The organism is Photobacterium lucens (assembly GCF_009873615.1).
GTDB lineage: Bacteria > Pseudomonadota > Gammaproteobacteria > Enterobacterales > Vibrionaceae > Photobacterium > Photobacterium lucens.
Genome location: NZ_SSMG01000087.1, coordinates 1 through 261 on the forward strand (window position 1 = coordinate 1; position 261 = coordinate 261).

Genomic DNA, 261 nt, shown 5'->3' on the forward strand with positions numbered 1-261 from the left:
AGGACGGACTTGAACCGTCACTCCCGAAGGAAACGGATTTTGAATCCGTCGTGTATACCAATTTCACCACTCGGGCTTAAATTCTTAGAGAATGGAGGCGCGTCCCGGAATCGAACCGAGGTCCACGGATTTGCAATCCGCCGCATAGCCACTCTGCCAACGCGCCATTTTGTTTTCTCTATTAAATAGATGGTGCCCCGGGCCGGACTTGAACCGGCACAGCGCGAACGCCGAGGGATTTTAAATCCCTTGTGTCTACCA

General features: G+C 52.5%; 1 tRNA gene. It reads right to left on the reverse strand.

Going from position 1 to position 261, the window contains the following annotated elements:
• Positions 1–92: 92 nt before the first annotated feature.
• Positions 93–166, reverse strand: a tRNA-Cys gene (locus E5A76_RS04870).
• Between the last annotated feature and the right edge of the window lie 95 nt (positions 167–261).